General features: G+C 59.9%; 16 protein-coding genes and 2 tRNA genes. 6 read left to right on the forward strand and 12 right to left on the reverse strand.

All coding sequences use genetic code 11. The features are described 5' to 3' along the window. Positions 1 to 3: 3 nt before the first annotated feature. Genes SSARUM_RS16125 through mhbT form a run of 3 tightly spaced genes read right to left on the reverse strand, consistent with a single transcriptional unit; the run spans position 4 to position 3,126 of the window. Complete coding sequence (locus tag SSARUM_RS16125) at positions 4 to 705, reverse strand: fumarylacetoacetate hydrolase family protein (protein WP_033648015.1); 702 nt, start codon at positions 703 to 705, stop codon at positions 4 to 6. Between the two features lie 15 nt (positions 706 to 720). Continuing rightward, entirely contained in the window at positions 721 to 1,758 is a 1,038-nt protein-coding gene (gene gtdA / locus SSARUM_RS16130) for a gentisate 1,2-dioxygenase (protein ID WP_033648016.1), read from the reverse strand. A gap of 18 nt (positions 1,759 to 1,776) precedes the next feature. Then, the gene (gene mhbT, locus SSARUM_RS16135) at positions 1,777 to 3,126 is read right to left on the reverse strand and encodes a 3-hydroxybenzoate transporter MhbT (protein ID WP_039565046.1); all 1,350 of its coding nucleotides are present in this window, start codon (positions 3,124 to 3,126) and stop codon (positions 1,777 to 1,779) included. A gap of 125 nt (positions 3,127 to 3,251) precedes the next feature. Here mhbT and SSARUM_RS16140 point away from each other — a divergent pair, with 125 nt between their 5' ends. Continuing rightward, entirely contained in the window at positions 3,252 to 4,160 is a 909-nt protein-coding gene (locus SSARUM_RS16140; RefSeq protein ID WP_039565043.1) for a LysR family transcriptional regulator, read from the forward strand. 52 nt (positions 4,161 to 4,212) lie between these two features. On the opposite strand, the gene ttrA is transcribed toward SSARUM_RS16140, so the two are convergent. The 3 genes from ttrA to ttrB are packed head-to-tail and all read right to left on the reverse strand — an operon-like array spanning position 4,213 to position 9,036. Beyond that, positions 4,213 to 7,284 (reverse strand): tetrathionate reductase subunit TtrA, encoded by a 3,072-nt coding sequence (gene ttrA / locus SSARUM_RS16145; RefSeq protein ID WP_060419144.1) that lies wholly within the window; start codon positions 7,282 to 7,284, stop codon positions 4,213 to 4,215. Further along, entirely contained in the window at positions 7,277 to 8,302 is a 1,026-nt protein-coding gene (ttrC, locus tag SSARUM_RS16150) for a tetrathionate reductase subunit TtrC (protein WP_033648020.1), read from the reverse strand. Before ttrC ends, ttrA begins: the two co-directional genes overlap by 8 nt. After that, a complete protein-coding gene (gene ttrB / locus SSARUM_RS16155) occupies positions 8,299 to 9,036 on the reverse strand; it encodes a tetrathionate reductase subunit TtrB (protein WP_033635289.1) in 738 nt (245 codons plus the stop codon). Before ttrB ends, ttrC begins: the two co-directional genes overlap by 4 nt. Positions 9,037 to 9,265: 229 nt before the next feature. Here ttrB and ttrS point away from each other — a divergent pair, with 229 nt between their 5' ends. The 3 genes from ttrS to SSARUM_RS16170 all read left to right on the forward strand — a co-directional run bounded on the left by ttrS (position 9,266) and on the right by SSARUM_RS16170 (position 11,892). Continuing rightward, positions 9,266 to 10,984, forward strand: a complete 1,719-nt coding sequence (gene ttrS / locus SSARUM_RS16160; protein WP_209008128.1) for a tetrathionate respiration histidine kinase TtrS — start codon at positions 9,266 to 9,268, stop codon at positions 10,982 to 10,984. After that, a complete protein-coding gene (gene ttrR / locus SSARUM_RS16165; protein WP_033648021.1) occupies positions 10,959 to 11,558 on the forward strand; it encodes a tetrathionate respiration response regulator TtrR in 600 nt (199 codons plus the stop codon). The genes ttrS and ttrR overlap by 26 nt, the downstream gene beginning before the upstream one ends. Positions 11,559 to 11,649: 91 nt before the next feature. Further along, positions 11,650 to 11,892: a DinI family protein gene (locus SSARUM_RS16170; RefSeq protein WP_004935803.1), complete on the forward strand. Its 243-nt coding sequence runs from the start codon at positions 11,650 to 11,652 to the stop codon at positions 11,890 to 11,892. 212 nt (positions 11,893 to 12,104) lie between these two features. Here the strand turns inward: SSARUM_RS16170 and SSARUM_RS16175 are convergent. From SSARUM_RS16175 to SSARUM_RS16190, 4 genes are all read right to left on the reverse strand, one after another. Then, positions 12,105 to 12,180: transfer RNA gene (locus tag SSARUM_RS16175), tRNA-Thr, on the reverse strand. Positions 12,181 to 12,186: 6 nt separating this feature from the next. Further along, positions 12,187 to 12,274: transfer RNA gene (locus SSARUM_RS16180), tRNA-Ser, on the reverse strand. 157 nt (positions 12,275 to 12,431) lie between these two features. Continuing rightward, positions 12,432 to 12,761, reverse strand: coding sequence for an osmotically-inducible lipoprotein OsmE (gene osmE / locus SSARUM_RS16185; protein ID WP_033635291.1), 330 nt, complete (start codon positions 12,759 to 12,761; stop codon positions 12,432 to 12,434). Positions 12,762 to 12,888: 127 nt separating this feature from the next. After that, entirely contained in the window at positions 12,889 to 13,356 is a 468-nt protein-coding gene (locus tag SSARUM_RS16190) for a nuclear transport factor 2 family protein (RefSeq protein WP_025303631.1), read from the reverse strand. Positions 13,357 to 13,463: 107 nt separating this feature from the next. On the opposite strand from SSARUM_RS16190, the gene SSARUM_RS16195 reads away from it, so the two are divergent. Continuing rightward, a complete protein-coding gene (locus tag SSARUM_RS16195; RefSeq protein WP_039565032.1) occupies positions 13,464 to 14,042 on the forward strand; it encodes a TetR/AcrR family transcriptional regulator in 579 nt (192 codons plus the stop codon). Here SSARUM_RS16195 and SSARUM_RS16200 read toward each other — a convergent pair. Continuing rightward, positions 14,036 to 14,452, reverse strand: coding sequence for a VOC family protein (locus tag SSARUM_RS16200; RefSeq protein WP_033635296.1), 417 nt, complete (start codon positions 14,450 to 14,452; stop codon positions 14,036 to 14,038). The genes SSARUM_RS16195 and SSARUM_RS16200 overlap by 7 nt on opposite strands. A gap of 151 nt (positions 14,453 to 14,603) precedes the next feature. After that, positions 14,604 to 15,734 (reverse strand): porin OmpC, encoded by a 1,131-nt coding sequence (gene ompC, locus SSARUM_RS16205; RefSeq protein WP_033635297.1) that lies wholly within the window; start codon positions 15,732 to 15,734, stop codon positions 14,604 to 14,606. Positions 15,735 to 16,431: 697 nt separating this feature from the next. Between ompC and SSARUM_RS16210 the strand changes: the two genes are divergently transcribed. Next, positions 16,432 to 16,839 carry a DUF4186 domain-containing protein gene (locus SSARUM_RS16210; protein ID WP_089185413.1) on the forward strand — a complete coding sequence of 136 codons (408 nt, stop codon included), beginning with the start codon at positions 16,432 to 16,434 and terminating at the stop codon, positions 16,837 to 16,839. Positions 16,840 to 16,851 lie beyond the last annotated feature (12 nt).

Below are 16,851 nucleotides of genomic sequence, written 5' to 3' on the forward strand. Positions count from 1 at the left end.
GCCTCAGATAATCTTCACGGCGATAGGGGTTAGCCCTTCTACATTGCCGGTAATCACATCGCCTTTCACCACCGCGCCCACCCCTTCCGGCGTTCCGGTAAAAATCAGATCGCCGGGCTGCAGCTCAAAAAAGCCGGACAGATAGCTGATGGTTTCATTCACCGACCAGATCAGATGACGGATGTCGCTGCGCTGGCGATCGCTGCCGTTGACCTGCAGCCAGATAGGTGCGCTACTCACGTCTGCGCTGTCGCCGGCTTTATGCAATGGCGCGATGGGCGCAGAAAGATCGAATGACTTGCCGATTTCCCATGGGCGCCCCATCTGACGCATGTCCATCTGCCGATCGCGGCGGGTCATGTCCAGGCCCGTAGCATATCCCCAGATGTATTCATGCGCCTTGTCCAGTGGAATATCACTCCCCCGTTTACCAATTGCCACCACCAGTTCGATTTCGTAGTGATAGTTGTCGGTTTGCGACGGATACGGCAACGCCAGCGTTTCGTCGGCCGCCACCGGCACCACCGCATCGGCAGGCTTGCAGAAGAAGAACGGTGGCTCACGATCCGGGTCAAAGCCCATTTCGCGGGCATGCGCGGCATAGTTGCGCCCGACGCAGTAAACACGGCGCACGGGAAACTGCTTATCACTCCCCACGACAGGAACAGTCACGGGGGCTTGCGGTGAAAATACGTATTGCGTCATTTTGTCTCTCCCAAATTAATAACGTGCTTCACGGAACAGTCCCAGGGCTTCCTGAACCGGTCGGTCCGAAAAACTGAATAACACGGTGTCTTCGTCCGCCTGAAACGACACATCGAACCAGGTCGGCGCCACAAAGATATCTTTTGCCAAAAAGTGAATGGTTTCGTTGCCGATGCTGACCTGGCCGCGCCCTTCCACCACGTGGTAAATGGTGCTGTCCGTGGTGCGCGCCTTCCGTGAGGAAAAGCCTTTCGGCAGCAGTTGCAGGAAGGCGCCCATCGAGGGCATGGGATAGCCGCCGGTCACCGGGTTGGCGTAGCGCATCTTGTAGCCATCCCACTCGTCGACTTCCCCCAAGCGGGTGAGGTCGTGCAGCGCTTCCCGACTGCGATCGTAGCGGTAGTTGAAAATAGGCGACGAGTTGCCTTTCTGATGGCGCAACGGCAGCATATTGGCCGCATAGCGAGGTAAATAATCCCCCTCCTGGCGCGTCACGGGCTGCTGTTCTTGCGGATAGTCCTCCGCGAAACCGCAACCCAGCAAGTTCACCAGCGGCAGATCCAGCCCATCCAGCCATACCACCGCCTCCTCGCCGGGATTACCGTGATCGTGCCAGCACCACTGCGGCGTCAAAATGAAGTCGCCTTCATGCATTTGCGTACGTTCACCGTCAACGGCGGTAAATGCCCCTTTCCCTTCGACGATAAAACGCAATGCCGACTGATTATGGCGATGGCTCGGCGCGACTTCACCCGGCATGATCAACTGCAATCCGGCATACAACGTCGGGGTGATGGAAGACTGTCCGCGCAGCATCGGGTTTTCCAGCACCAGCACGCGGCGAACCGCCTCTTTGGCGCCAATCAACTCGCCGCTGGCCAGAAGATGTGGGCGAATCTCCTGATAGTTCCAGTAAGCCGGAGCGCAGTTTGCATTCGGCGTTTGCGGCACCAAATGGTGCAGTGACTCCCACAATGGGGTCAGATTCTGCGCGGAAATATGCCGGTAGAACTGCTGACGGCTGGGGTTAACATCCTGATTGCGTTCAGGCATAGGGATTCTCCTTTTCATTCACGACGCTGCGCGAGGCAACGTATCAGGGGCTGGGGCCGGCTGGCGAACAACAGCCGTCAGCAGAATTAACATCACCGTACTGAACGCCGCCGGCACGGCAATAATGAAAAATAGCGTTTCGAATGAGAAATTCATCGCCATCATCACGCCGCCGGCAAGCGAGCCGACAATCGCGCCGCAGCGGCCAATGGCATTGGACCAGCTGACGCCGGTCGCCCGGCTTTGTGTCGGATAGAGCGTGGCGGTCAAGGCATTCAGCCCAACCTGCGAACCGCTGATGCCGATGCCGGTGCCGAAGATGGCCAGCGCCATCAGCCACAGGCCGTTCTCGCTCAGGCCAATCATGACGATACACACGGCGCCCAGGGCGTAGCTCGCCGCCAAAACCCGGAAGGGATTGTATTTGTCCATCAACACCCCCAGCCCCAGCGCCCCCAGCGTTCCGCCCATCTGGAAAGCGGCGGTCACCCAAGAGGCGTGCTGCAGATCTATACCGCGATGGTTAAGCAGCGTCGGCATCCAACTGGAGAGCAGGTAGATAATCAACAGGCTCATAAAAAAAACCACCCAGAGCATGAGAGTAATGCGCAGCTGGCGGCCTGCAAACAGCGGGCTGATGCTCCCTTTGGCCACCGCAGCGGCTTCGTTGAGGTAAAAATGAGTCTCTTCATCGCACTCTCGGGTGATGGCGCTGACCGTTTTGGCAATCACCTTGTGCGGCAGTTGGCGACGGACCTGCCAGCGAGGGGATTCCGGCAGGGCAAACAGCAGCACCACAAAGAGCATCAACGGCAAAACGCCACCGAGCACCAAAATGCCTTGCCACCCCATCACCGGCACCAGTTGGGCGCTGACGATCCCGCCCAGGGCCGAACCGAGCGTGAAACCGCAGAACATCAGCGTGACCAGCGCGCCACGGCGGCGAGCAGGCAGATATTCAGAGGTCATCGTGATGGTGTTCGGCATCGCGCCCCCCAACCCCAGGCCGGTGAGAAAACGCAAAACGACCAGCGTTGGCAGATCGGGGGAGAAGGCCGAAATCAGGCTCAGCGCACCAAACAGCGCCACGCAAAGTTCAATGACGCGCTTGCGGCCAAAGCGGTCAGAGAGCGGGCCGCAAAGCAATGCGCCCGCCGTCAACCCCAACAGCCCCGCGCCAAACAGCGGCGCCAGTTCGCCGGCGGTCAGTTGCCACTGGGTGCGGATGTCAGGTGCGATGAAACCAATGGCGGCGGTGTCAAAACCATCCAGCATCACCACTAAAAAGCAGCAGATGATAACGCGCCACTGCGTCTTACCGATGGGAGCAGCGTCGATCAGTGCTTGTAAATCACGCCGTTGAGTCATAGTGAGCGCCTCGGTGCAGGTAGGTAGATGTCTGTCTTGTTTTATATATGTTATGAATTTGTATTCTTAGCGATAAAATGTACAATGGCTTTTCAGACAGAGACATAACCTGAGAGTTATAACAAATGGCGAACTGGGCGCAGAAAATGAAACTGCACCATCTGCAAATGTTGGTGGCGTTAGGTGAACAGGGAAATCTGACCCACGTTGCCCGGATGATGAACATCTCCCAACCTGCTCTGTCAAAATGGTTATCGCAGCTCGAAGATGAGATTGGGATCACACTGTTTGAGCGGCATAGCAAAGGGCTGCGCCCTTCCGAAGGGGGGAAACTGCTGCTTCAGCATGCGCAGCGTTTGATCAATGACCTGGAACGTTCGCAGTCTGAAATCGCCCGCTTTAAACAAGGCGGGCTAGTGGGAAGCCTGAAAATCGGCTGCTCACCGGTCGCCACCGACTGCGTTTCACAGGCCGTATTGAGCCTACTGCAGGAAATGCCGACGCTTCATCTCAATATTGAGGAAAAAGTAATGACCCCGCTGCTGCACGATCTGATCGCGGGCGCGGTGGACGTCGTCGTGGGCCGCGTTGGCGGGCGGGCGCTGCAACTGCCGCTCAACTATCAAGTGCTCTACACCGAACCGGTGTGTTTTGTTGCCCGCCCTCACCACCCGCTGGCAAAATCCACCACCCTCACCTGGCACGATCTCACCCACTGGCGCTGGATTGTCTGGCCGACCGGCACCCCCATCCGCCTCAGCATTGATAATGCGCTGGCAGATAACGGCGTGATGCTGCCTGAAAACACGGTTGAATCGGCATCAATGAACGTCAGTACCAACCTACTGCAAAGCAGCGATATGATCTCCATTCTTTCTCTACGGCTGGCGCAGCATTATGCCAGTCAGGGGCAGTTGGCGATCCTGAATCTGCCGAAGATTGAGCAAAAAGGCAGTGTGGGCGTCTTCTGGCGCAACAGCGAGCCGCCTTTTGCCGCACTGAGCCGCTTTTTGCAGCTGCTTACGCAGGCTTAAAACCCCCGCGCCGTAAACCTGCTGTTACAGCAGGTTTTTTTTCGTCTGCCGTTTACGCGGAAAGTTTGACGATCGCCGCTGGAATCCCCTGGCGCACCGCCGCACCGGTCACCCAGTCCAGCCAGGTGTTCGGCACTTCGCGCGTCGGATCGGCAAACCCCAGATCGTTGAGGTTGATGCCGGCGGCAATGCGCTTATCCATCGCCAGCGGCTCGCCGTCCAGGTAGTGCTGGCTGGCGCCCATCTCCCGGTGGCCGTAGCCGTGTTCCACCGCGATCACGCCGGGCATCACCCCCGCCAGCAGACTGATCTGCGCCTCACGGCTGCCGCCCGGGGTGCTGATGCTCACCCAATCACCGTGTTGAATGCCGAAACGCGCCCCGTCCGCCGGGTTCAGCGCCACCAGGTTCACCGGCTTCACGTCGTGCAGGCGCCGGATCACCGCGGTGGAGCTGCTCATCACATTGGATTTGAAGGACATCAGCCGCAGCGGCCACTGCCGCTCAGGGTAGAGTTCTTCCACCGCGCGGCCGTCCGACAAACGCGCCGGGTAGCAGGTTGGGCAGCCGCTGAAACGCTCGCCGGTAATCGCATGCCGGTGCTTCGCCACTTCCGCATTCCAGATCTGCAGCGGCTTCTCCCAGCGGTTGCCCACGCTGCCGTCGCGGCGGCCGCTGTCATGACCGGCGAAGCGGCCGCCGCGGCTGTAGATAAACGCCACGCGGCCGATCTCATCGGCGCGCAGCGTCTGCGCAAGCTGCGGCAACAAGCGATCGACGCCGCTCAACGCCAGCTCTTCCTCCCTCACGGCCGGCACCGGCGCCTTGCCGGCAAACGCCACGTTGGCGGCGGCGCGCAGATAATAATCCTCGGCGCGGTTGAGCGGCAGCAGCCCGCCCCGGCCGTCGCCGATAGCGCGATCGCCGAACCCCGGCAGCGCCAGGCGTTTGGCGACGGCGATGCAAAACGCCTCCATGGAGATCGGCTGCCCTTGCGCCGTTTTCGCGGTCGCCGGCGTCACTATCGGCCAGCGCGCAGTGGTGGCCTTGCTGGCGACGCCGCCCCAGGGGGCGCTGAATCCCCAGCTCTCAAAGTTATGGGTGTCCGGGACGATATAGTCGGCCAATGCCGTCGTTTCGTTGATAAACGCATCGATGGCGATAAACAGCGGCAAACGCGCCGGATCTTTCAGCCGCTCTTCCGCCACACCGCGCAACCCGGCGATACCGTACAGGGGGTTGGTCATGTTCGAGATCCAGGCTTTCAGCCCGTACGGATATCCCGCCAGCGCCGACGTCAGCAGCTCGGTCAACTGCCCGGCGACGAACGGATACCAAGGCGCCCTGGCCGGCCAGGGCGAAACGCCCGCCGCCACTTTTTCGCGGTATTCGTCGGAGGTTTCATAGGCGGCCTTGCTGCGCGCGATATTCAACCCCTTCGGTTTTACCAGACCGGGAAACTCGACCAGGTTATAGCGCGGCCCCTCGGCGAAACCGTTGAATTTGCCGCCGCCGACGAACACCCCGCCCGTCAGGCTCAGGTTACCGATCAACACGTTGAGCATCATCACCGACCAGGTATTGTAAAACCCGTTCGCCGCCATCATCCCGCCATGGGCGATCACCGCCGCCTTGCGCCCGTGGGCGGTAAAGGCCTCGGCCAGCGCCGCGATGCGCGCCACCGGTACGCCGCATTCCCGGCTGTAGGCTTCCGGCGACAGCTTGTCGGCCGCCTCTTTCAGACACTGAAAGCCGCTCTTCACCGCCACCTGTGCGCCGTCGTGCAGCGTCACCGTGCGGGTTATCCACAGCTCGGCGCTGTCGCACGTCTCGGCCGCCACCAGTTCCCCCGCACCGTTGACCACCAGCGGCGACGCCGACTCCGCGCCGTTCAGATGGGCCAGCGTCAGATGCTGCCCCGCCAACGGGTGCTCGCTCTCGGCGATCACCAGATGCGTGGCGTTGGTCCAGCTCTTCTCGCCGGCGCGTTGCATGGCAGCCTCCGACGGGATGGCGAGATAACCGGCCTGATAACGCCGATTGTCGAGGATCCAACGGATCATCGCCATCGCCAGCGCCGAGTCGGTGCCCGGCAGTATCGGGATCCAATGGCCATGATCGTCCGCCAGCGTGGTGGTCAACGGCAGCGCCGGTGCCACTACCGCGTAGCGGAATTCGCTGCGCAATCTGGCGCTGGCCAACTGCCGGGCCTGACGCTTGAACGGGTTGCCGGACTGCGCCGGCGAGGTGCCCATAAACAGCGCGAATTCGACCTGTTCCCAGTCCGGTTTCACGTGCGGATTCTTGTCCAGATCGTTCATCAACGCGCCGGAACCGGCGCGGTAGGCCAGCCCGCAGTAAGCGCCGTGCGCGCCGAAATTTTTGCTGCCGAAGCTGTTCTGGGCGAAGCGCCGCAGGAAGCTGTCGCGCCCGTCATCACCGGCGTTGGTCACCAGCAGCTGGTTGGCTTTCGGCCCCAGCCCCGGCTGTCGGGCATCGATCGGCGTTTCCAGATCGCGGATCGCCCGCAGGCCGTCCACATGCCCCTCGCCGAACAGATCGCCGCCCTCCACCACTTCGGCGATCAACTGCTCGAAGCTGATGCGCTGCCACTTGCCCTCGCCGCGTTTGCCGACGCGTTTCATTGGCTCCAGCACGCGCAGCGGGCTGTAAAGCCCCTCCAGCAGCGTAGCGCCCCGCGCGCAGGCGGTGGAACGCGCGTCGAGGCCGCTCTCCCCGCCCAGCTGCGCCAACGCGTCCTGCAGCGGCAACGCAGAATCGAGGTGCCGCTCCTGAGACAACGGATGATACGGGTTACCGGCGATACGCAATACCCGATCGGTCTGCCTGTCCACCCGCACCCGCACGCCGCATTGCGTCCAGCAACCGAAGCACTGGGTCATCGAGATGGCCTGCTGCGGATTGCCTTGCCATTCCGGCACTGCCCGCCCTTCGGGCTGCAGAGAGTTGCCGTTGATGCGATCCAGAGTCACGCGCCCTGAGGTGCCGTGAATCAAGCCGTCGATCGCCCGTTTGGCGACCTCGCGATAGCTCAGGCCGAAAGCGGACAGCCCGCCGAAGGCCAGGCCCACTTTCAACCACTGACGCCGGGTGAGTTTAGCCATGTTGTTTTCTCCGCAGTAAAAACGCCTGTGCTTCACGCACCATGATCATTAACGCCAGCCACAGCCCGAAGGTGCCGACGATCGCCAGCAAGCCATCGGTACCAAGCGGCAGGCTATAGGGGGAATAAGACGCGTTGTATTTCGGGATGGTCTGCACCTCAATCAACAGCGTCCAGCGCATCAGCCAGCTCAGCCCCAGCGCGCAGGCCACCAGCAGCGGCGCGCCGCCGCGCGGCAAACGTCGATAGGCCGCCCAGGCGGCCCACGCCAGCGCCAGCCCCCACAGCGCGATCCAGCCGGCAGCATACTGGCGCGCCGTCGCCTGCGTCTGCAGCCAGTGGCGTACCGCCGCGCCGGATAGCGTATCGCCGCACACCCACAGCAGGATCGCCCCGCCGAGCGGCAGCAGCGTCAGCAGCATCCCGCGCGCCAGCGGCGCCTGCAGGCCGGGCCGTTTGCGCATCGCCAACAGCAACAGAGCCAAGAGCGCCTGCAGCGCGCTGAGGAACATCACGATCGGAAATGCGTAGCTGAACCAGATTGGGCGGGCGCGCACGACGGAAACCTCGCGCCCGGTGTACAACAGCAGGCCGATAGCCACCAGCGCGCAGGCGGGCGCGATCCCACGCAACAGCGCAACCGGTCTGCCCGTCAGCCGTGTAAATTCAATCGCGATAAACCACAGGCCGATCAGCAAGGTAAACAACGGCAAGAACAGCGCGCCCCACGGCATCCACGACCAGGGCGTCGGGTAGGCGTAAAAATGCCAGAAACGGGCGGTTTGATGCAGATCGGCGGTCAACGCCAGCGGCGCGGTGATGGCGCACGTCAGCCCGATAAACAGCGCCGCGCGCTCCAAATGTGCGGCGTTGTCTCCACCGCGCCAGCGCCACACGCAGGCCAGCAGCGCGGCGCAGGCGGCAATGCCGATAAAGAAGAAATATTGCACGGCCCACGGCAGCCAGCTCACCGCCTGCGGCTGGCTCAAAACCTCTGCGATCATCAGTTGGCGGCTCATCGTCCCTCTCCCCATAAGGCGACCTGCGCCCGCCCCGGCAGCGGCGTGACGAAGGCATCATCCAGCCCCAGATAAAACACGTGGGGCGCGGTTTGGTTCTCCGGCTTGAGGACTTTGATCTCGGCCTCGTGACGCCGCAGCAGCTTGCTCAGCGTGCTGTGCGGATCGCGCATATCGCCGATGATCCGCGCCCCGCCCACGCACGACTCCACGCATGCCGGCAGCAATCCCGCCTCCAGCCGGTGTACGCAGAAGGTGCATTTGTCCGCCGTTTGGGTGGCGTGATTGATAAAACGGGCATCGTACGGGCAGGCCTGCACGCAATAGGCGCAACCCACGCAGCGTTTGTTGTCGACCACCACGATCCCGTCCTCGCGCTGGAAGGTGGCCTGCACCGGGCACACCGGTACGCAGGGCGGGTTGTCGCAGTGGTTGCACAGCCTGGGCAGCAGCACGTTGGTCGCCACCGCTTCGCCTTCGAGACTGACCTGGTACTGGTTTACCGTGGTGCGGAACTCGCCGTGCGGCGTCTGGTTTTCAATGGCACAACTGACGGTACAGGCCTGGCACCCAACGCAGCGCCGCAGATCGATCAGCATCGCGTAGCGGCGGCTGGCATCCCCCTCGCGCCGCGTCGGCGCTAACGTCAGCCCGGCCTCCGCCACGGGGATCAGCGAAGCCCCCGCCGTCAACACGCCCAGCCGCTGCAAAAACTGCCGTTTACCGAAATCCATGCGCCTCTCCCACGCCCTGGGCATCACCCCGATCACGCTATTGATGCCCGTTAGATGAATAAACAATGTCGATGATTTACAGTGTAAAAATGACATTGGGCTCAGCTCTATTGTGGTTAACCACATACCGAACCCAACGTTGATCTAAAACAAGTGGCGGCAGGCAAATTGCCCATCAGGAGGGGCCGTGAGGGTCGTGTTATTACTGCTGTTCAGTCTCGGCTGGGGGATGGCGGCACAGGCGGGCGAGTGGTCGGTCGGCGTGCTGGCGATGCGCGGCGATGCGGCGACCGAGCGTGACTGGCAGCCGCTGATCGACAGGCTCAACGGCAGCGTCGGCGGAGAACGCTTCCGCCTGCGGCCGCTCGATCTGGCGCAGATGCGCGAAGCGGTCAATCGGGGCAGCGTGCAGTTCGTGGTCACTAATCCGGCGCAGTTTGTGCAGCTGAACAGCCACTATCATCTGCGCTGGCTGGCGTCGTTGCGCGCCGCCAACGGCGATCGGGCAACGGGCAACATCATCGGCAGCGTGATTCTGGTGCGGCGCGACAGCGGCATTACGACGCCGCAGGCGCTGATGGGCAAAACGGTGGGCGCCATCGATCCGCAGGCCTTCGGCGGCTATCTGACCGGCTATAAGGCGCTCAGCGACGCCGGCATACGGCCCGAGCGCGATTTTCACCTGCGCTTTACCGGTTTCCCTGCCGACGCCCTGCTCTATCTGTTGCGCGAGCGCGCCATTCAGGCCGCCATCGTCCCGGTCTGCCTGCTGGAGAAAATGGGCAAGGAAGGCCTGATCAACCCGGCGGATTTTCGCCCGCTGCTGCAACAGGCCACGTCGGCTCCCTGCGTCACCAGCACGCCGCTTTATCCCAACTGGTCGTTCGCCGCCCTGCCCGGCCTGGATAACTCACTGGTGGATGCGGTGGCGAGAGCCTTGCTGACCGCACCGCCCCAGTCTCCCTTCCTGTGGGGCGCACCGGCCTCGACCAGCGAGGTGGAAGCGCTGCTGCGCGCCGTCAATCAGCACCCGGAACAGCGGCGGCTATGGCTGGATATCAAGAGCTGGCTGATCCAGCATCAGACGGCCGTCGGCCTGTCGCTGGCGCTGCTGGCGCTGTTGATCGTCAACCATATCTGGATCGCGCTGCTGGTGCGCCGACGCGGGCGACAACTGCTCCACGCCGACGAGCAACTGCGGCGGCAGGAACGGGCGCTGGAAAACGCCAGGCAGCTGAACGTGCTGGGGGAGATGGCCTCCGGCTTCGCGCACGAGCTCAACCAGCCGCTGGCGGCCATTCGCCACTATGCGCAGGGGTGCCTGATCCAACTGCGCAACACGGACGCCGGGCATCCGCTGCTGGGGCCGCTGGAAAATATCGACCGGCAGGCGCAGCGCGGCGGCGAGACGATTCATAACCTGCGCCAGTGGGTGCAGCCCACCGCGGAGGCGATAGACCAAACGCGCTGGCGCCCCACCGCGGTAAGCGAAACCGCCGAGCGGGTGTGGACGCTGTTGCGCCTGACGCAGCGCTATCCCGACCTGACGTTGTTCAATAACGTGGCACCTTCGCTGACGCTAACCCTGCCGCCGGCGCTGCTGGAACAGTTGCTGGCGAACCTGCTGCTGAATGCGGCGCAGGCCGGGGCCAATGCCGTCTGGCTTTCCGCCGCCAAGAGCGAACGGGCGATGGAGTTGCATCTGCAGGACAACGCGGGCGGCATGACAACGGCCGGGCTGGAACAGGCTTTTCGCCCCTTCAACACCACCAAGGCCGGCGGCATGGGGCTGGGGTTAGCCATTTGCCGGCGCCTTGCCCGCTATGGCGGCGGCGAAATCCGCCTGGCTAACCGCCCGGCTCCCGACCGCCGCAACGGGCTGTGCGTAACGCTGCATTTCATATTGGATAACGAGGAAAACCATGTCGCTAATTTATCTGGTGGATGATGACGTCGCCGTCACCGACGCCTGCCATTTTTTGCTGACCAGCCTCGGCCACGGCGTGCAATGCTGGAATGACAGCGCCGATTTTCTGGCGCAGGCGGACCTATTTCAGACCGGGATCGTCTTGCTGGACATGCGGATGCCGAAGCTCGATGGTCACCAGGTTTACGGGGAGCTGCGCCGCCGCGGCAGCACGCTGGCGGTGGTGTTCCTGTCCGGCCATGGCGACGTGCCGATGGCGGTTGAGCAGATGAAGTACGGCGCGGTGGACTTCCTGCAAAAACCGATCGCCGCTGAACCGCTGATCGCCGCCCTCGAACGGGCGCAGCAGGTCTCCGCCGAGGCCTGGCAACGCCATGAAACTTGCGGCCGCTACCGCACGCTCACGCCGAAAGAACGCGACATTGCGCAGCTGGTGGTGCGGGGCATGATGAACAGGGAAATGGCTGAGCGGTTGAATATCGCCCTGCGCACCGTGGAGGTTCACCGGGCAAAAGTGATGGAGAAAATGCAGGCCGCCAGCCTGGCGGAATTGGTGATTCAGCTGCAGGATTTACCGCACGCCGCGCAAGAATGAACGCATCATGCAAAATTCCGCGCCCCCTCTTGCCAACCGGCCTTCCTCAGGCCAGAATACTGTACATTAAATCAGTGCTTACAGGTGAGTCATGTTTGTAGAATTGGTGTACGACAAACGCAACGTCGCTGGGTTACCCAACGCCGCCGAGATTATTCGCAACGAGCTGGAAAAACGCGTGCATGCACTGTTCCCGGAAGCTGACGTGCGCGTGAAGCCGATGCAGGCCAACGGCCTGAACTCCGACGCCAGCAAAAGCGATCGTGAGAAGCTGAACCGAATGTTGGAAGAGATGTTCGAAGAAGCGGATCAGTGGCTGGTCACGGATATTTGAACCCTATCTGATAGCCGGCTCGTCCACCGGCTATATTTCTGCCAGAATAAGCCACATCCCCCCCCCAATCCCTCAGTGATAAATGCCCTAGGTTCCAAGCTCCGCGCGGCTGATAAAACCCCGGCTATAGGTTAATACCTATACTGTTTGTTCCTGCGGAAGTGTAAAGCTCATAACAAAAAGCCCCAGCATCGCTGCTGGGGCCTCTGTCATGGTGCCGGCTACCGGAATCGAACTGGTGACCTACTGATTACAAGTCAGTTGCTCTACCTACTGAGCTAAGCCGGCTGAATTTGGCGGAAGGACAGAGATTCGAACTCTGGGAGCTGTTACACTCGACGGTTTTCAAGACCGTTGCCTTAAACCACTCGGCCATCCTTCCAATGGGCGCTGATATTAGCGATACCGTTATGAAATGTCTATCGTTTTGATGCAAAAAAATGGCATGGGCGGCGCAGTTGCCTAAACTTCAGGCCTTAAACGCTTAAAAAATGAAAAGCCCCGCGCAAGCGAGGCTTTTTTGGTCGGCCGAAACGCAATTATTTCGGCTGAGAATCGTAGTCTGAACAGGTTTGATAGCCCTTGTTCATGACATGGCCCGTGTCGTTGTAGCTGACAAAATAGGTTTGCACCTTGCCGTCGCGCGGCGCCACCGCATAAGTGTCGCAGGTGCCCTGCGCATGGATCAGCGTGGCGGACGTCGACGGCGGACCGGCGATAGCCCGCACCTGCTGCTTGGTCATCCCTACTTTGACATCGCTGACCACCGGCTCATTGACATAACTGGCTGCGCGATCATAGGTGGTGCAACCGGCAAGAATGGAAAATACCGCCGCGGTGCCGACGGCCAAAACCAACTTCTTCGTCATAGCTTGTCCTCTTGGAGTGCATTTGTTGTTCCCTAAGTCTAGAAGCGGGAAGGCTTTTCTACAAATTCCCCTTTGTCGATCGGTGCGCTTTTGCACTCAAGAGGCCATCGCCGGCGTGCCAGCAGATTCAAAAACCGAAATCGCTCAGCGCTGGAACATCGTCCGGGCGCCGGCCGAGCGGCCAATGAAAACGCCGATCCTGTTCGCGAATCGGCATGTCGTTGATGCAGGCATGGCGGTTGATCATCAGCCCCTCCTGATTGAACTCCCAGTTTTCATTGCCGAAGCTGCGATACCAGTTGCCGGAATCGTCGCGCCATTCATAGGCGAAACGCACCGCGATGCGCGCGCCGTCAAACGCCCACAGCTCCTTAATCAGCCGATACTCCAGTTCTTTCGCCCATTTGCGTTGCAAAAAGCCGACCACCGCCGCGCGCCCGTCGACAAACTCCGCGCGGTTACGCCAGTGGGTATCGAGGGAATACACCTGCGATACGCGTTCGGGATCGCGACTGTTCCAGGCATCCTCCGCCAGCCGCACCTTCTCGATGGCGGATTCGCGGGTAAAAGGCGGCAATGGGGGTTTAATGCTCATGTTCATCTCCTGAGTGAAGGCATGTAGACAACTCTGTCTACATCTTTACGCTAGCGCAAGTAGACAGAGTTGTCTACAATCACTCGAAAATAGCCCCGGAGAAAATGATGACCGCCGATCTCAACGCCTTGCCCGCCCGCCAGCGCATCCTGCTGACGGCGCACGATCTGTTTTATCAAGAAGGGATCCGCGCCACCGGTATCGATCGCATCATCAAGGAATCGGGCGTGACCAAAGTGACCTTCTACCGCCACTTTCCCAGCAAGAACGATTTGATTACGGCGTTTTTGACCTATCGCCATCAGCAGTGGCTCAGTTGGTTCAGCACATCACTGGCCCGCCATGTGGCGCAGACCGGCGGGTTGCTGCCGGCGCTGGTACCCTGCCTGGCGGAATGGTTCGACGATCCGCGCTTTCGCGGCTGCGCGTTTATCAATACTGCGGTGGAGATAGCCGATCTGCTGCCGGAAAGCCTGCACATCGCCGGCCGGCATAAGCGGCAGATGGCGGATGAACTGGCGCGCCACCTGCCCGCCGGGCCGCAGCAGGAACAGCGGGCGGCAATGCTGGCGATGCTGATCGACGGCGCCATCGTCAGAGTGCAGATAGAGCAGCAACCGCAGGCCGCGCTGCAGGTGCTGAATGCCGCGTTGGACATGTTGGCGCAAGGCGGGTTCGATCAGTAATTGGCCCAGATGCCCGGCGTCACCAGCTCCAGCAGGTGGGCGTCGGGATCGCGAAAATAAATGCTCTCCCCGCCGTGTTCCCAACGCATTCGCCCCTCAATCTCCACGCCGTTGGCCACCAGATGCCGTTCCCAGTGCGGCAGTTGCTCTTTCGCCACCGCCAGCCCGATATGCGCCGGCCCCACGCCATCGTGCGCGGGAATAAACCCGGTCGGATACTGCGCCCCGCGCAGCGAATCGCCCTCGATAAACAGCAACAGTACGCTCCGATCGCCGACGTTATAGGCGCGAAACCGTTCATTGGCGACCATTGCCGGCAGCTTCAGCACCTGCCGGTAAAAAGCGTCCGCGCGTTCAATGTCGCTGACGTACAGCACCGTTTCGATCACCTTATCGATCTTGAGTTCCATATCACCTCCGTTCTGTTTGCTGTACTCACAGCGTAGGCCGAGCGGAGGCGATCCGAAGCGCTTCCCATGCCGACAACGGATCAATCCGTGCTTTTTACCGGCAAAAAAAACGCGGCCCGAAGGCCGCGCTGTGTCATTCACACGCTGGTGCTTAGAACTGGTAAACCAGGCCCACGGCAACCACGTTGTCGGTGTTGATGCCGGCAGCGTCGGTGAAATCGTTGTTGTCCACCAGGTTGATTTTGTAATCAACATAGGTAGACATGTTTTTGTTGAAGAAGTAGGTCGCACCCAGGTCGACGAATTTGACCAGATCTTGATCGCCGTAGTCCTTGCCGTTGCCGGCGCGGCCCAGGTCTTTACCTTTGGTCTGGTTATAGCCCACGAACGGACGCAGACCGAAGTCGAACTGGTAGTGCGCGTAGGCTTCGAAGCTCTGCGCCTTGTTGGCGTAGCCATAAACGCTGCTGTCGGAACTGCCGAAACGCGCCGCGTTGTAGGACTGGGTGAACATCACCGCCAGGTAAACGTCGTTGGCGTCATATTTCAGACCGCCGGAGTAACCTTCCGCCTTGTCGCCGCGGCCCATAATATTGCGGTACGCGCCGGCGCCGTTCTGCTCGCTGGTGCGGCGAGAGTTGAAGAAGGCGCCCGCGGCGCTGATGCCGTAGCCCATGTCATAGCTCATGGACATACCGTAGCCTTCGCCGTTTTGGCCCAGGACGTCACGACCGTTGTTGGTCTCTTCGCCGTTGCCGTTTTTACCCTGGTACTGCAGGGCGAAGTTCAGGCCGTCAACCAGACCGAAGAAGTCATTGTTACGGTAGGTCGCCAGGCCGCTGGAACGCTGGAACATGAACTGGTCGGCGCCGTAGGTCATACCGTCGAACTCAGGCTGCAAGTCGGTATACGCCGCGACGTCGTACAGCACGCCGGTGTTACGGCCGTAGTCGAAGGAGCCATAGTCGCCGAATTTCAGACCGGCGAAGCCGTAACGGGTGAAGTTCTTGTTGTCCTGGTTTTCAGCGTGGTTCAGGTTCGCCTGATATTCCCACTGGCCGTACCCGGTCAGCTGATCGCTGATTTGCGTTTCGCCGCGCAGGCCAAAACGCATATAAGACTGATCGCCGTCCACGCCGTTGTTGCTGGAGAAATAGTGAAGACCGTCGACTTTACCGTACAAATCCAGTTTATTACCGTCTTTGTTGTAGATTTCCGCCGCGCCTGCTGTGCCTGCAACCAGCAGTGCGGGTACCATCAGAGAGAGTACTCGAAGTTTCATCGTTATTATCCTCGTTAATTATGTCGAGCTACGGCCACTGCCCTTTTCGAGCATTATTAGCACGACTGTGCATTACCATTCTGGTAACAAGGGTTATATTAATCCAGAAAGAAAATGATACCAAGTATCCGATAGTGTTTCAGTGTAATTAATAAAGGTTTCAAAATGTAAATACGCGCGAACTTTCACAAAACCTTACAGACAAACAAAATAAAGCACTTAAAGACAAAGAATAGATTAATTGATAAAAAATCATGTAGTTATACATATCTTTAAGAAAAAAAAGCCAACCATACAATTGAGACGGGCAATAAGCACATTGTGCCAAAACGCTCCCCACACGCAGCCGCTATAATCACTTCGCTATCATCATTATTTTCATTATTACCTTCATTATCGGAAGATAATTTCTGCATTCCTTTTAACCGGCTTCTGGCCGGTTTTTTTATTTCCCTCCATACTCCCCTCACAATTTCTACTCACACAAATAGCAAGCAAATAAATAACCCAATGATATAGTTTCATTAATTTACTGCCGCACTAATTGCTAATCTTTTTCCTTATTTTAGCCTACAAATTGAGCTTGCTTTTCATTTCGTGCTTTATCTTGCCGATTATTTCCCGCCGCAGGCACAATTAGCCGCAGAGTTTCAGTTCTGGTAATCTGAAAAAAGCGCACCTTCAGCGAGTAAAATTCATGATGCCCTTTCAACCCGACGTGCTGTGGCGGCGGCTGCAAAGTTCCCCCTTCCGCGCTCGCTTTCGTTTAAATGCCAAAGACCAGGCTTATCTGGAGGGCAAAGGATTGCCCCTTATCCTCAGCCATGCCCGCGATTTTATCGATCGCCGCCTGGCCGCCGCCTACCCTAAAAACGACGGCAAGCAAACGCCGATGCGTGGCCACCCGGTATTCGTCGCCCAGCACGCCACCGCCACCTGCTGCCGCGGCTGCCTGGAAAAGTGGCACGGCATACCGCAGGGCGTCGCACTGGACGAGCGGCAAAAGGACTATATTGTCCAGGCTATCGCGCTGTGGCTGGTGCGCAGAGGCGGCGCCAGGGATGTGTCAGGCACGAATATTTTCGACCCGGATCGCGGATTGTGATAAAAACTGTCA

The sequence above is a fragment of the Serratia sarumanii genome, from assembly GCF_029962605.1.
Classification (GTDB): Bacteria; Pseudomonadota; Gammaproteobacteria; order Enterobacterales; family Enterobacteriaceae; genus Serratia; species Serratia sarumanii.

Bases quoted from the DNA above. Each gene is read 5' to 3' on its own strand.
- SSARUM_RS16125 (WP_033648015.1), bottom strand. From the start codon at position 705: ATGACGCAATACGTATTTTCACCGCAAGCCCCCGTGACTGTTCCTGTC.
- gtdA (WP_033648016.1), bottom strand. From the start codon at position 1,758: ATGCCTGAACGCAATCAGGATGTTAACCCCAGCCGTCAGCAGTTCTAC.
- mhbT (WP_039565046.1), bottom strand. From the start codon at position 3,126: ATGACTCAACGGCGTGATTTACAAGCACTGATCGACGCTGCTCCCATC.
- SSARUM_RS16140 (WP_039565043.1), top strand. From the start codon at position 3,252: ATGGCGAACTGGGCGCAGAAAATGAAACTGCACCATCTGCAAATGTTG.
- ttrA (WP_060419144.1), bottom strand. From the start codon at position 7,284: ATGGCTAAACTCACCCGGCGTCAGTGGTTGAAAGTGGGCCTGGCCTTC.
- ttrC (WP_033648020.1), bottom strand. From the start codon at position 8,302: ATGAGCCGCCAACTGATGATCGCAGAGGTTTTGAGCCAGCCGCAGGCG.
- ttrB (WP_033635289.1), bottom strand. From the start codon at position 9,036: ATGGATTTCGGTAAACGGCAGTTTTTGCAGCGGCTGGGCGTGTTGACG.
- ttrS (WP_209008128.1), top strand. From the start codon at position 9,266: ATGGCGGCACAGGCGGGCGAGTGGTCGGTCGGCGTGCTGGCGATGCGC.
- ttrR (WP_033648021.1), top strand. From the start codon at position 10,959: ATGTCGCTAATTTATCTGGTGGATGATGACGTCGCCGTCACCGACGCC.
- SSARUM_RS16170 (WP_004935803.1), top strand. From the start codon at position 11,650: ATGTTTGTAGAATTGGTGTACGACAAACGCAACGTCGCTGGGTTACCC.
- osmE (WP_033635291.1), bottom strand. From the start codon at position 12,761: ATGACGAAGAAGTTGGTTTTGGCCGTCGGCACCGCGGCGGTATTTTCC.
- SSARUM_RS16190 (WP_025303631.1), bottom strand. From the start codon at position 13,356: ATGAGCATTAAACCCCCATTGCCGCCTTTTACCCGCGAATCCGCCATC.
- SSARUM_RS16195 (WP_039565032.1), top strand. From the start codon at position 13,464: ATGACCGCCGATCTCAACGCCTTGCCCGCCCGCCAGCGCATCCTGCTG.
- SSARUM_RS16200 (WP_033635296.1), bottom strand. From the start codon at position 14,452: ATGGAACTCAAGATCGATAAGGTGATCGAAACGGTGCTGTACGTCAGC.
- ompC (WP_033635297.1), bottom strand. From the start codon at position 15,734: ATGAAACTTCGAGTACTCTCTCTGATGGTACCCGCACTGCTGGTTGCA.
- SSARUM_RS16210 (WP_089185413.1), top strand. From the start codon at position 16,432: ATGATGCCCTTTCAACCCGACGTGCTGTGGCGGCGGCTGCAAAGTTCC.